The sequence below is a fragment of the Pseudomonas akapageensis genome (assembly GCF_011355085.1).
Classification (GTDB): domain Bacteria; phylum Pseudomonadota; class Gammaproteobacteria; order Pseudomonadales; family Pseudomonadaceae; genus Aquipseudomonas; species Aquipseudomonas akapageensis.
This window is the reverse complement of the sequence record NZ_VXCP01000001.1, coordinates 287,602-299,790: the sequence shown is the minus strand read 5'-3', so window position 1 is coordinate 299,790 and position 12,189 is coordinate 287,602. Positions and strand designations below refer to the sequence as shown.

The window sequence follows — 12,189 nt, the reverse complement described above, 5'->3', positions numbered from 1 at the left end:
ACCGCTATGGGGCGTTATTTCCACGCCGCGTGCCATTTTGGTGCGCCTAAAACCTCCTGTACGAAAATTGGTCAAACCTTGAGCAATTTCCGCTATAATCCGCGCCCCCCTTTTTTGGCCGGCACCTCGCGCGCACTTTTTCATGAAACTTATCGTAAAAGTCTTTCCAGAGATCACCATCAAGAGCCGGCCGGTGCGCAAGCATTTCATCCGCCAGCTCGCCAAGAACATCCGCGTCGTGCTCCGTGATCTGGATCCGAAGCTGGTGGTCGATGGCGTGTGGGACAACCTCACGGTTGTAACCCGCATCGAGGATCAGAAAGTGCTGCGCGAGATGGTCGAGCGTCTGACCTGCGTGCCGGGTATCACCCACTTCCTGCAAGTCGACGAATACCCGCTGGGCGACATGGACGACCTGGTCGCCCAGTGCAAGCAGCACTTCGGCCACTTGCTGCCAGGTAAAATGTTTGCCGTGCGCTGCAAGCGAGCCGGCAAGCACACTTTCAGCTCGATGGACGTGGACCGTTATGTTGGCAGCCAGTTGCGCCAGCAGTGCGGCGCCGCCGGCATCGAACTGCGCACGCCGGATGTGGAAGTGCGCCTGGAGATCCGCGACAAGCGCGTCTTCATCATTCACAGCCAGCACCAGGGCATCGGCGGCTATCCGCTTGGCTCGCTGGAGCAGACCCTGGTTCTGATGTCCGGCGGTTTCGACTCCACCGTTGCGGCCTATCAGATGATGCGCCGCGGCCTGATGACTCATTTCTGCTTCTTCAACCTTGGCGGCCGCGCCCACGAACTGGGCGTAATGGAAGTCGCGCATTTCCTCTGGAAGAAGTACGGCAGCTCCCAGCGCGTGCTGTTTATCAGCGTTCCCTTCGAAGAAGTGGTGGGCGAGTTGCTGAGCAAGGTCGACAACAGCCACATGGGCGTGATCCTCAAGCGCATGATGCTGCGCGCGGCCACGCGCATGGCCGATCGTCTGCAAATTGATGCCCTGGTCACGGGCGAGGCTATCTCGCAAGTGTCCAGCCAGACGCTTCCGAACCTCTCGGTGATCAGTTCGGCAACCGAGAAGCTGGTACTGCGTCCATTGCTTGCCAGCCACAAGCAGGACATCATTGACCAGGCGAACGAGATCGGCACCGCCGATTTCGCCAAACACATGCCTGAATATTGCGGGGTGATTTCGGTCAACCCCACCACCAAGGCCAAGCCACATCGCGTTGCCTATGAAGAACAACAGTTCGACATGGCCGTGCTGGAGCGGGCCCTGGAACGCGCCAAGCTGGTTTCCATCGACAATGTGATCGATGAGCTGGGCCAGGATATCGAGATCGAGGAGGTCAGCGAAGCGCTGCCCGGCCAGGTGATCATCGACATCCGTCACCCTGATGCCCAGGAAGACCAGCCCCTTGAACTCGAAGGCATCGAGGTCAAGGCTCTGCCGTTCTATGCACTGAACAGCCGTTTCAAGGAACTGGACGCCACTCGTCAGTACCTGCTGTATTGCGACAAAGGCGTGATGAGTCGCCTGCATGCCCACCATTTGCTCAGTGAGGGACATGCCAATGTGCGCGTTTATCGACCGAGCTAAGTGCCCGGGGCTGTTTGCCTGTGGCCTGCGTCACCGGCCCCCCGACGCCACCGTCAAGCTGTAATGGCTTTCACGGACGCTACTGTTAATCGCTGCCACGACCTGTCAGCACACCGAATCCTCTGATCGAGATACACAAGTGATCGAAAATCTACGCAACATCGCCATCATCGCCCACGTTGACCATGGTAAAACCACTCTGGTCGACAAACTGCTGCGTCAATCCGGCACCCTGGAGCGCAACGAGCTCAACGACGAGCGCGTGATGGACTCCAACGACCAGGAGAAAGAGCGCGGTATTACCATTCTGGCGAAAAACACCGCCATCAACTGGAACGGCTACCACATCAACATCGTGGACACCCCGGGCCACGCCGACTTCGGCGGCGAAGTAGAACGCGTGATGTCGATGGTCGACTCCGTTCTGCTGCTGGTTGACGCCCAGGACGGCCCTATGCCGCAAACCCGTTTCGTGACCAAGAAGGCCTTCGAAGCCGGCCTGCGTCCGATCGTGTGCATCAACAAGGTTGACCGTCCAGGCGCGCGTCCGGACTGGGTTCTGGACCAGATCTTCGACCTGTTCGACAACCTGGGTGCCACCGAAGAACAACTGGACTTCAAAGTCGTCTACGCCTCGGCCCTGAACGGTATTGCCGGTCTGGACCACACCGACATGGCTGAAGACATGACCCCGCTGTACCAGTCGATCGTCGACAACGTACCAGCACCGGCTGTTGACCGTGACGGTCCGTTCCAGATGCAGATCTCCGCACTGGACTACAACAGCTTCCTGGGTGTTATCGGCGTTGGCCGTATTGCCCGTGGTCGCGTCAAGCCGAACACCCCGGTTGTCGCTATCAGCGCCGACGGCAAGAAGCGTAACGGTCGTATCCTGAAGCTGATGGGTCACCACGGTCTGCACCGTATCGACGTTGAAGAAGCCGCCGCAGGCGACATCGTGTGCATCAGCGGTATGGACGAGCTGTTCATCTCCGACACCCTGTGCCAGCTGGATACCCCGGAGGCGATGAAGCCTCTGACCGTTGACGAGCCGACCGTTTCCATGACCTTCCAGGTAAACGACTCGCCTTTCTGCGGTAAAGAAGGCAAGTTCGTGACTTCCCGTAACATCAAGGAACGTCTGGACAAAGAGCTGCTGTACAACGTTGCACTGCGCGTTGAAGAAGGCGACTCGGCTGACAAGTTCAAGGTTTCCGGCCGTGGTGAGCTGCACCTCTCGGTATTGATCGAAACCATGCGTCGCGAAGGCTTCGAAATGGGCGTTGGTCGTCCGGAAGTGATCATCCGTGTAGTTGACGGCGTGAAGCAGGAACCGTTCGAAAACGTCACCATCGACACCCCTGAAGAATCCCAGGGCAAGGTCATGGAAGAGATGGGCCTGCGTAAAGGCGACCTGACCAACATGGTGCCGGATGGCAAAGGCCGTGTTCGTCTGGAATACAACATCCCTGCTCGCGGTCTTATCGGTTTCCGTAACCAGTTCCTGACCCTGACCAACGGTGCTGGCATCCTGACCTCGATCTTCGATCGCTACGACACCATGAAGTCCGGCGACATGTCCGGCCGTCAGAACGGTGTTCTGGTATCGGTAGAAACCGGCAAGGCGCTGACCTACTCCCTGGAAACCCTGCAGGCGCGTGGCAAGCTGTTCGTTGAACACGGTCAAGAGATCTACAACGGTCAGATCGTTGGTCTGAACAGCCGTGACAACGACATGGGCGTCAACCCAACCAAAGGCAAGAAGCTCGACAACATGCGTGCTTCGGGCAAAGACGAAACCATCGCTCTGGTTCCGCCGGTTCGCTTCACCCTGGAACAGGCTCTGGAATTCATCCAGGACGATGAATTGTGCGAAGTGACTCCGAAGTCGATCCGCCTGCGTAAAAAGATTCTTGACGAAGGCGAGCGTACCCGCGCTGCCAAGAAAGCCAAGAACTGATTGTTAGCTCAGGCTGAATGAAAACGCCCCCGGTCGAAAGGCCGGGGGCGTTTTTGTTTGTGGGCTTGTGGTGTTCTGTCTCGTTCCCACGCTCCGCGTGGGAATGCCGCGTCAGACGCTCCGCGTCGACCTGCACGAGCGCTTTGCGGCGCATTGCTGGATGCATTCCCACGCAGAGCGTGGGAACGAGGAATCAGTAACTATTAGGCTTGGGCTTATAAGCACAATACCCCGGCCGCGGCCCGACCTTCGGGTGATTGCGGCAGGTATCCGGTCGCTTGTCGTAGATCGTGCACAAGCGGCTCTTGCGATCCAGGTACATGCAATCGTTGTTGCTCATGCGCGTCAGGGTAAAAATTCCCGACTTTTGATTGAAGCGTTCAACAATCCCTTCTTTTTGCAGGCGTTTTGCCACATTCTTGGGTGGCTCGTCTTTTTCGAACTCATCGACTACACCGATACGGATCAGGTCCTTGATTTTCACCTCCACCGGCATCGTGCAGCAGGAAGACATGCAGCCTCCGCACATGTAGCTGGAATATTTCTGCCACGTTTCCAGGCGGTCGATTTCGGCGGCGGCAATCAGTGTAGGCTTCATCAGATTCAGGTATTCAGGGGTAATCGGGCGCGCGATGATACCGGAGCTGGTGAATTTTTGAACAACCATTTACCGGTTTTGTTCGCAAAGATTTCACTTTAATGCACAGATAGTCACGAACCTGGGTTATCACCGTGTGTCGAAGCGACTAGGCTCAGACAACTCCATCCCTAAACCGTCAACTTCCCCGAGGACTTTCCATGTCTCAGGAACCGCTTGTCCGTGACGCTGAGGTGGCAGCCTTCCGTGCCGCTGTACTGGCCAAACTTACCTATGCGGTAGGCAAGGACCCTGATCACGCCTTCGACCACGACTGGTTCGAAGCTATCGCCCTGGCGGCGCGTGATCATATGGTCGACCACTGGATGGATCACACCCGGCAGATTTACCGCAAGAATCAGAAACGGGTGTATTACCTGTCCCTGGAATTTTTGATCGGTCGCTTGCTCTACGACAGCTTGAGCAACCTGGGCCTGCTCGATGTAGCACGCGAGGCGCTGACCGATCTGGGCGTGGACCTGGAGCGGATTCGCCTGCTCGAACCCGATGCGGCCCTGGGCAATGGCGGCTTGGGTCGGTTGGCGGCCTGCTTCATGGAAAGCATGTCGACCCTGGGCATCGCCGCTCACGGCTATGGCATTCGTTATGAGCACGGCTTGTTCCGGCAGGCGGTCGTCGACGGCTGGCAACAGGAGCAGACCGAGAACTGGCTGGATTTCGGCAACCCCTGGGAATTCGAGCGGCCCGAGGTGATCTGCCCGATCAGTTTCGGCGGCAGCGTCGAGACGGTGCACAACGGAGACGGGCAGCCCAAGCAGGTCTGGTGGCCTGGCGAAACCGTGCGGGCGGTGGCCTATGACACCCCGGTGGTGGGTTGGCGTGGTGCCAGTGTGAATACGCTGCGCTTGTGGCGTGCGCGGGCGCTGGAGGAGCTGCACCTTGAGCGCTTCAATGCCGGCGATCACTTGGGGGCCGTGGCCGAAGTTGCCCGGGCCGAAAGTATTTCGCGGGTGCTGTACCCGGCTGACAGTACCGAGGCGGGGCAGGAGTTGCGCCTGCGCCAGGAGTATTTCTTTGTCTCGGCGTCGCTGCAGGATATGTTGCGTCGTCACCTGAACATGCACGACACCGTGCTCAACCTGGCCGATCAGGCGGCCATTCAGCTCAATGACACCCACCCGTCGATCGCCGTGGCCGAGTTGATGCGCCTGTTGGTCGACGAGCATGAGGTGGCGTGGGACACGGCTTGGCAAATCACCGTCAATACCCTGGCCTACACCAACCACACCCTGCTTCCCGAGGCGCTGGAAACCTGGCCGGTGGGCTTGATGGAGCGGATGCTGCCGCGGCACATGCAGATCATCTATCTGATCAATGCCTTTCATATCGACGCCTTGCGGGCCAAGGGCATCCACGACTTCGACGTGCTGCGCGCCGTTTCGTTGATCGAGGAAGACAACGGTCGCCGGGTACGCATGGGGAACCTGGCCTTCCTCGGCTCGCACAGCGTCAACGGCGTGTCCGGCCTGCACACCAAGTTGATGCGCAGCACAGTGTTTGCCGAACTGCACAAGCTTTACCCCGAGCGTATCAATAACAAGACCAACGGCATCACTTTTCGCCGCTGGCTCTACCAGGCCAACCCGCAGTTGACTGCCATGCTCGTCGAGGAGTTGGGCGCGGAGGTGCTGGACGACCCGGAAGGGCGCCTGATCGGTCTGGAGCCCCTTGCCGAAAAAGCTGCCTTTCGCAAACGCTTCGCCGAGCAGCGTTTGCACAGCAAGAAGGCACTGGCTCACCTGATTCACGAGCGCCTGGGTATCGTGGTCAACCCGGAGGCGATGTTCGACGTTCAAGTCAAACGCATCCATGAGTACAAACGTCAGCTGCTCAATCTCTTGCATACCGTAGCGCTGTACCAGGCCATTCGCGCCGAACCCGGCACTGACTGGGTGCCCCGGGTGAAAATCTTCGCCGGCAAGGCAGCAGCCAGCTATTCACAGGCAAAGCTGATCATCAAGCTGGCCAATGACATCGCCCGTACCGTGAATAATGATCCGACCGTGCGTGGCCTGCTCAAGGTGGTGTTCCTGCCCAATTACAACGTCAGCCTGGCCGAAAGCATCATTCCGGCAGCCGACCTGTCCGAGCAGATCTCCACCGCCGGCTATGAAGCCTCCGGCACCAGTAACATGAAGTTCGGCCTCAACGGTGCGCTGACCATCGGTACGCTCGATGGCGCCAACGTGGAAATGTGCGACCGCGTCGGCGCCGAGAACATGTTCATCTTCGGGCTGACCGCTCAGCAGGTCGAGGCGCGCAAGCGCAGCGGCGAATTTGCAGCCCATGGGGCGATCGCGGCCTCCCATCGCCTCAACGATGTGCTGCAGGCGATACGCAGCGGGGTGTTCTCGCCTGACGACCCGGCCCGCTACATGGGGTTGGTCGACTCACTGGTGGCTTACGACCGCTTCCTGGTGTGTGACGATTTCGATGCCTACTGGGATGCCCAGCGTCGGGTCGAAGAGCTTTGGCACGATCCCAAGCAATGGTGGCGGGTGGCAGTGCTCAACAGTGCGCGAATGGGGTGGTTCTCCTCTGACCGGACGATCCGTGAATACGCTACCGACATATGGAAAGCTCTGGAGTGACTAGACTGAGCTGCAGTGGGATCGCAGACCAACGTCACGAGGAGCCATGCCTTGATACTGAAGCCATTGTTTGTCTGGGGGGTGTTGCTGGGGTTTAGCACGGTGCTGACAGTAGTAGCTCAGGATCATCCGGGTGATTTCGCCCGGCAGGTCCCGTTGAGCCTGAGCGGTGAGGGGCCGTGGTATCGCATCGAATTGCCGGCGGCGCTGCAACTGAGCGCCGTCCAGCCGAATCTGGTTGATTTGCGCGTGTTCAATGCGGAAGGCGAGATCCAACCCTATGCCATGCTTGAGAGCGAAGGCGAGCAAGGATCGGGGGGCCATGCGCTGATTTTCCTGGCCCATGGAGCAGCGCCGTTTCTGTTGGCCGTCGGCAACCCGACGGTCGGCCCCGGGAGCCTGCCTTTGCTGGCGTTGCTTCCCGAGGCCAGTCCGCAGCTTCTGGCATCGTTGGCAGTCGCACGGACGCAGTTCTGAAGCGAAACGACGGATTTGTGTCTTATTCGCGCTACGCTCAAAGGGGCGGGTGAACTCTCGCCCCCGGAATAGGGTCTGATTTCGGTATCTGCGCCCTATTACTCGCTAGGTTTTCACTCTCCCTGTAAACTGCGTGGGTTTTTTGACCCCATTGTCCGGAGCCGTCCATGTCCCGCGTTACCCTGAGTCGCTATTTGATTGAGCAGACCCGTAGCAACAATACTCCTGCCGATCTGCGCTTCCTGATCGAAGTGGTGGCGCGTGCATGCAAGGAGATCAGCCACGCCGTATCCAAAGGTGCGTTGGGTGGTGTGCTGGGCAGCATGGGCACCGAAAACGTACAAGGTGAAGTGCAGAAGAAGCTCGACGTGATCTCCAACGAGATCCTGCTCGAAGCCAACGAATGGGGCGGCCACCTGGCCGGCATGGCGTCCGAAGAAATGGACAATGCCTACCAGATCCCGGGTAAATACCCCAAAGGCGCCTATCTACTGGTATTCGACCCGCTGGACGGTTCGTCGAACATCGACGTCAACGTCTCGGTCGGCACCATCTTCTCGGTTCTGCGTTGCCCCAACGAGCACCTGAGCCAGAACGAAACCCTGAACGAGAAAGCATTCCTGCAACCGGGCACCCAGCAGGTCGCTGCCGGCTACGCCATCTACGGCCCGCAGACCATGCTGATCCTGACCCTGGGCGACGGCGTCAAAGGTTTCACCCTGGACCGTGAAATGGGCAGCTTCGTGCTGACCCACGAGAACATCACCATCCCGGAAACCACCGCCGAGTTCGCCATCAACATGTCCAACCAGCGTCACTGGGAAGCTCCGGTGCAGCGCTATGTTGGCGAGCTGCTGGCAGGCGAGACCGGCCCGCTGAAAAAGAACTACAACATGCGCTGGATCGCCTCGATGGTGGCCGACGTGCATCGCATTCTGACCCGTGGCGGTCTGTTCATGTACCCGCGCGATGCCCGCGAGCCATCCAAGCCTGGCAAACTGCGCCTGATGTACGAAGCCAACCCGATGTCGTTCCTGGTCGAGCAGGCCGGTGGTGCTTCCACCGACGGCCACCAGCGCATTCTCGATATCAACCCTGAAGGCCTGCACCAGCGCGTGGCGGTATTCCTCGGTTCCAAACAGGAAGTCGAGCGCGTGACCGGTTACCACAAGGAGTAAACCATGCCCGCGCCCTGGCAGCCGCTTCTGCACTGGTGGTTTGGTTCAGCCGAACGCCCAGAGGAAGTGGCCGCGCAACAGGGCAGGTTGTGGTTCGGCAAGCGTGATAGCCAGGATGCCGAGGCGCGTGAGCGCTTTGGCGATCTGGTCGATCAGGCTTTGGCTGGCGGATTGGCCGAATGGGTGCAAGACCCGCATGGCTGGCTGGCCTTGATTCTATTGCTCGATCAACTGCCCCGAATGATCTACCGGGATACGCCCAGGGCCTATGCCGGTGATCGTCGTGCCCAGGCGTTGGTGACCCTCGGACTGGGCGAGGGGCGCGAGCAGCAGCTTTTGCCCTTGCAGCAGGCCTTTATCCTGTTGGTGCTCGAGCATGCCGAAGATCTGGCTCTGCAGAACCTCTCGGTAACTCTCCACCAGAAGCTGCTACCCGATGAGTTCGGGCTTGAGCACGCGCTGTTTGCCGATTATCTCGATTATGCCGAGAAGCATCAGAAGATCATCGAGCGGTTTGGGCGGTTTCCTCATCGCAATGCAGTGCTGGGGCGTGAGTCTACGGATGAGGAAGTGGCTTTTTTACGTCAGCCTGGGTCTCGGTTCTGAATCTTTGCGGCCCTCCGGGCCGATCGCTGGCAAGCCAGCTCCCACAGGGATGAGTTCCGGCAGGCCATTTATGAATACCGTCGATCTCTGTGGGAGCGGGCTTGCCCGCGATAAGGCCCAAAGGGCCTTCAAAAATCAGATCCTGAAACTACCCACCAGGTGCTGCAACCGATTCACCTGATTCTCCAGGTCATTGCACGCCCGCAAGGTCGCCTGCAGATTCTCCACACCTTCCTGATTCAGCGTGTTGATCTCGGTGATATCCACATTGATCGACTCAACCACGGCCGTCTGCTCCTCGGTCGCGGTGGCAACCGACTGGTTCATGCCGTCGATTTCGCCGATTCGCTGGGTCACGCTCCCCAGGCGCTCTCCGGCCTGGTTGGCGATGCCGACACTGTGCTGACTCTGGCTCTGGCTTTCGGTCATGGTGCCGACCGCCTGACGTGCGCCAGCCTGAAGTTCCTCGATGATCTTTTGCACCTGTTGCGCCGACTCCTGGGTGCGGTGGGCCAGGTTACGCACTTCATCGGCTACCACGGCAAAACCGCGCCCGGCCTCACCGGCTCGTGCGGCTTCGATGGCTGCGTTGAGCGCCAGTAGATTGGTCTGCTGGGAAATGCCGCTGATCACCTCGAGAATCTGCCCGATGTTGACCGTATTGGTGTTCAGCGTTTCGATGTTGCCGCAAGAATCGCTGATCTTCTCGGACAGCTGATTCATTACCTCGATCGTCTGGTTGACCACCTGCTGTCCATCCTCGGCGAGGCCGCGCGCGGCGCTGGAGTGCTGGGAGGCGAGGGCGGCGTTCTGGGCGATCTCCTGGGCGGCAGCACCCAGCTCGTTGATTGCTGCAGCGACGCTGCTGGTGCGGCTGGCCTGCTGGTCCGAGTTGTGCATCGAGGAGTTCGAGGCGCTGATCACGCGCAAGGCTACCTCATTGACCTGGCCGGTCGCCGAAGACACTTCGCGGATGGACTCGTGTATGCGCTCGACGAAGCGGTTGAACGAGTGGCCCAGGGTGCCGAATTCATCGTGAGCATGGATGCTCAGGCGTTTGGTCGGATCACCTTCGCCTTCGGCGATGTCATGCATGGCGCGGCCCATGATGTGCAGGGGCTCCATCAGAACGCGGATCAGCACGCCAAGCAGAGCGATGATGATCAATACGGCAATCACTGTGGCGACGATGGCCGAGGTGCGCAGTTCGCTGAGCATCGCGAAGGCTGCGTCCTGGTCCAGCACCAGGGCGACATACCAGTCTGCCGAAGGTATGCCGTTGACGTGAGTGAAGGAGATGAACTGCTTGCGGCCGTCGACTTCGACTTCCTTCATGCCGGCACTGATTTGCGGAGTGCTGGTCGGGAAGGCCTCGGTCAGACTTTTCAGCACCAGCTTGTTGTCCGGGTGAACCAGGATCTTGCCATCGGCGCTGACGATGAAGGCGTGGCCATGGCCACCGAAGCTGAGCGAATTGATGATCGCACTGACGCTGGACAGGTCGATATCCGCCCCGGCGACGCCGATGAATTGATTATCGTGGCGTACGGGCGTGGCAATGGTGATGACCAGCTTGCCGGATGAGGTGGCGATGTAGGGTTCGGTAACGATCGTCTGTTGCGCGCCGTTGGCCGCTTTGAACCAGCCGCGTGCCCGTGGGTCGTAATCGGACGGTCGGTTGCCGGCTGGTACGGAGAACATCACGCCATCCTGGCTGCCGAAATAGCTGAGCTGGAAGTTGCTGGTGTAGGCGGGCAGGCCAACACTGCGGGAAAGGCTCGCCGGGGCGTTGCCATCGATGGCGATTTGCTGGGCGAGCGACTGCAGCAGCTGGATGCGGCTGTCCAGCCAGGTCTGGATGTTGCTGGTGGTCAGGCTGCCGAGCTCCTGCATTGAAGACTCGGTATTGCTGTGCAGTGTCTGGCGTTGACGGTAGTCGTTGAACAGGATGAAGCAGGTAAAGGCGACAGCCACCACAAGGGCGGCGGCGAGCAGAATCTTGTGGCTGAATTTCAGACTTTTGATCATTGCGGGTTCTGTCTGCACGAGGCGGGTCAACAGGAAGTGGAGCGCTTGCGGCCTTGTGGGCGCACGTAGCCAACCTATGTCGTCCGTTTGACGTCAAAGATTAATGGCTCAACGGGTTACCCGACCAAAGGCGCCGTTTTATGGGCCTTGCAGTGACGAAAAGGATTTGAAGGGTGGAACCACAGCGGGTTTTTCCCTTCTAAGCTTCTGGTAGACGGCCGTGCCTACCCCCTCATGTCCTGGAGTGACCTTCATGTCTTTGCGTTCCCTTGCCCTGGTATCGCTGTGCGTTTTGCTGGCTGCCTGCAACAACATCAATCAGGAAAACTATTCCAAGCTCAAGGCGGGCATGACCAAGCCTGAAGTCGAAAAGCTGCTGGGCACCCCGACGGAATGCAAGGGCGCCCTGGGTTTTTCCAGCTGCACCTGGGGTGACGAAGAGCAATTCATTAGTGTCCAGTACGCCGGTGACGAGGTCCTGATCTATTCCGGCGGGGGCTTGAAATGAGTGTAGGCAGATCACTGTCCCTGTTGCTCGGTGGCGTGTTCGCAGCCTTGCTGCTGACCGGGTGCGCGAATTCGGGCACCGGTCCCGTGCCGCCGAAGACGGCTTCGAAGGTCGACCTGAAGCGTTATCAGGGCACATGGTATGAGCTGGCGCGCATGCCCATGTACTTCCAGCGCGACTGTGCCCAGTCCGAAGCCCATTACACGCTCAAAGACGATGGCACGGTCGGCGTCCTGAACCGCTGCGTGACAATGGAGGGCAAGCTGGAAGAAGCGACCGGTACTGCAACACCACAGGTACCAGGCAAGGCCGACAAGCTCTGGGTAGTGTTCGACAGCTGGTTCTCGAAGCTGGCCCCGGGCGTGGTCAAGGGCGACTACTGGGTGCTGTACATCGGTGATGACTACCAGACCGCGTTGGTCGGCAACCCGAACCGCACCTACCTGTGGTTGCTCTCGCGCAAGCCCCAGGTGACGCCGCTGGTGCGTGAGGAACTGCTGGCCAAGGCGCGCCAGCAGGGGTACGACACCAAGCGGCTGATCTGGCGAGTGTCAGACTCCAACATCGCCACTACCAAGTAGACCGA

General features: G+C 59.2%; 10 protein-coding genes and 1 pseudogene. 8 read left to right on the top strand and 3 right to left on the bottom strand.

Going from position 1 to position 12,189, the window contains the following annotated elements:
• The first annotated feature begins 142 nt into the window (after window positions 1–142).
• Both thiI and typA read left to right on the top strand, forming a co-directional pair.
• On the top strand, window positions 143–1,597 hold the full coding sequence (thiI, locus tag F2S13_RS01265; protein WP_166358213.1) for a tRNA uracil 4-sulfurtransferase ThiI: 1,455 nt from the start codon (window positions 143–145) through the stop codon (window positions 1,595–1,597).
• Between the two features lie 139 nt (window positions 1,598–1,736).
• Window positions 1,737–3,557, top strand: a complete 1,821-nt coding sequence (typA, locus tag F2S13_RS01260) for a translational GTPase TypA (RefSeq protein WP_166358211.1) — start codon at window positions 1,737–1,739, stop codon at window positions 3,555–3,557.
• A 193-nt stretch (window positions 3,558–3,750) separates the two neighbouring features.
• On the opposite strand, the gene F2S13_RS01255 is transcribed toward typA, so the two are convergent.
• Window positions 3,751–4,155: a YkgJ family cysteine cluster protein gene (locus F2S13_RS01255; protein WP_166358472.1), complete on the bottom strand. Its 405-nt coding sequence runs from the start codon at window positions 4,153–4,155 to the stop codon at window positions 3,751–3,753.
• 200 nt (window positions 4,156–4,355) lie between these two features.
• Between F2S13_RS01255 and F2S13_RS01250 the strand changes: the two genes are divergently transcribed.
• The 4 genes from F2S13_RS01250 (at window position 4,356) to F2S13_RS01235 (ending at window position 9,067) form a co-directional block, all read left to right on the top strand.
• Window positions 4,356–6,806: a glycogen/starch/alpha-glucan phosphorylase gene (locus F2S13_RS01250; RefSeq protein ID WP_166358209.1), complete on the top strand. Its 2,451-nt coding sequence runs from the start codon at window positions 4,356–4,358 to the stop codon at window positions 6,804–6,806.
• A gap of 66 nt (window positions 6,807–6,872) precedes the next feature.
• Window positions 6,873–7,283 (top strand): DUF3999 family protein, encoded by a 411-nt coding sequence (locus F2S13_RS29580; protein WP_425500205.1) that lies wholly within the window; start codon window positions 6,873–6,875, stop codon window positions 7,281–7,283.
• A gap of 167 nt (window positions 7,284–7,450) precedes the next feature.
• Window positions 7,451–8,461 (top strand): class 1 fructose-bisphosphatase, encoded by a 1,011-nt coding sequence (locus F2S13_RS01240; RefSeq protein ID WP_166358205.1) that lies wholly within the window; start codon window positions 7,451–7,453, stop codon window positions 8,459–8,461.
• Between the two features lie 3 nt (window positions 8,462–8,464).
• The gene (locus tag F2S13_RS01235) at window positions 8,465–9,067 is read left to right on the top strand and encodes a DUF924 family protein (RefSeq protein WP_166358203.1); all 603 of its coding nucleotides are present in this window, start codon (window positions 8,465–8,467) and stop codon (window positions 9,065–9,067) included.
• Window positions 9,068–9,202: 135 nt separating this feature from the next.
• On the opposite strand, the gene F2S13_RS29745 is transcribed toward F2S13_RS01235, so the two are convergent.
• Together F2S13_RS29745 and F2S13_RS29740 are read right to left on the bottom strand one after the other, a co-directional pair.
• Window positions 9,203–9,967 (bottom strand): methyl-accepting chemotaxis protein, encoded by a 765-nt coding sequence (locus F2S13_RS29745; protein ID WP_425500204.1) that lies wholly within the window; start codon window positions 9,965–9,967, stop codon window positions 9,203–9,205.
• Between the two features lie 90 nt (window positions 9,968–10,057).
• Window positions 10,058–11,095: pseudogene (locus tag F2S13_RS29740) on the bottom strand (HAMP domain-containing protein); the annotation flags it as partial.
• Window positions 11,096–11,348: 253 nt separating this feature from the next.
• On the opposite strand from F2S13_RS29740, the gene bamE reads away from it, so the two are divergent.
• Both bamE and F2S13_RS01220 read left to right on the top strand, forming a co-directional pair.
• Window positions 11,349–11,603, top strand: coding sequence for an outer membrane protein assembly factor BamE domain-containing protein (bamE, locus tag F2S13_RS01225; RefSeq protein WP_166358199.1), 255 nt, complete (start codon window positions 11,349–11,351; stop codon window positions 11,601–11,603).
• Window positions 11,600–12,184 carry a lipocalin family protein gene (locus tag F2S13_RS01220; protein WP_425500200.1) on the top strand — a complete coding sequence of 195 codons (585 nt, stop codon included), beginning with the start codon at window positions 11,600–11,602 and terminating at the stop codon, window positions 12,182–12,184. The genes bamE and F2S13_RS01220 overlap by 4 nt, the downstream gene beginning before the upstream one ends.
• Window positions 12,185–12,189 lie beyond the last annotated feature (5 nt).

Excerpts from the sequence above, each read along its gene's own strand:
- thiI (WP_166358213.1), top strand. The coding sequence starts at position 143 with ATGAAACTTATCGTAAAAGTCTTTCCAGAGATCACCATCAAGAGCCGG.
- F2S13_RS01255 (WP_166358472.1), bottom strand. The coding sequence starts at position 4,155 with ATGAAGCCTACACTGATTGCCGCCGCCGAAATCGACCGCCTGGAAACG.
- F2S13_RS01250 (WP_166358209.1), top strand. The coding sequence starts at position 4,356 with ATGTCTCAGGAACCGCTTGTCCGTGACGCTGAGGTGGCAGCCTTCCGT.
- F2S13_RS01240 (WP_166358205.1), top strand. The coding sequence starts at position 7,451 with ATGTCCCGCGTTACCCTGAGTCGCTATTTGATTGAGCAGACCCGTAGC.
- F2S13_RS01235 (WP_166358203.1), top strand. The coding sequence starts at position 8,465 with ATGCCCGCGCCCTGGCAGCCGCTTCTGCACTGGTGGTTTGGTTCAGCC.
- F2S13_RS29745 (WP_425500204.1), bottom strand. The coding sequence starts at position 9,967 with ATGCACAACTCGGACCAGCAGGCCAGCCGCACCAGCAGCGTCGCTGCA.
- bamE (WP_166358199.1), top strand. The coding sequence starts at position 11,349 with ATGTCTTTGCGTTCCCTTGCCCTGGTATCGCTGTGCGTTTTGCTGGCT.
- F2S13_RS01220 (WP_425500200.1), top strand. The coding sequence starts at position 11,600 with ATGAGTGTAGGCAGATCACTGTCCCTGTTGCTCGGTGGCGTGTTCGCA.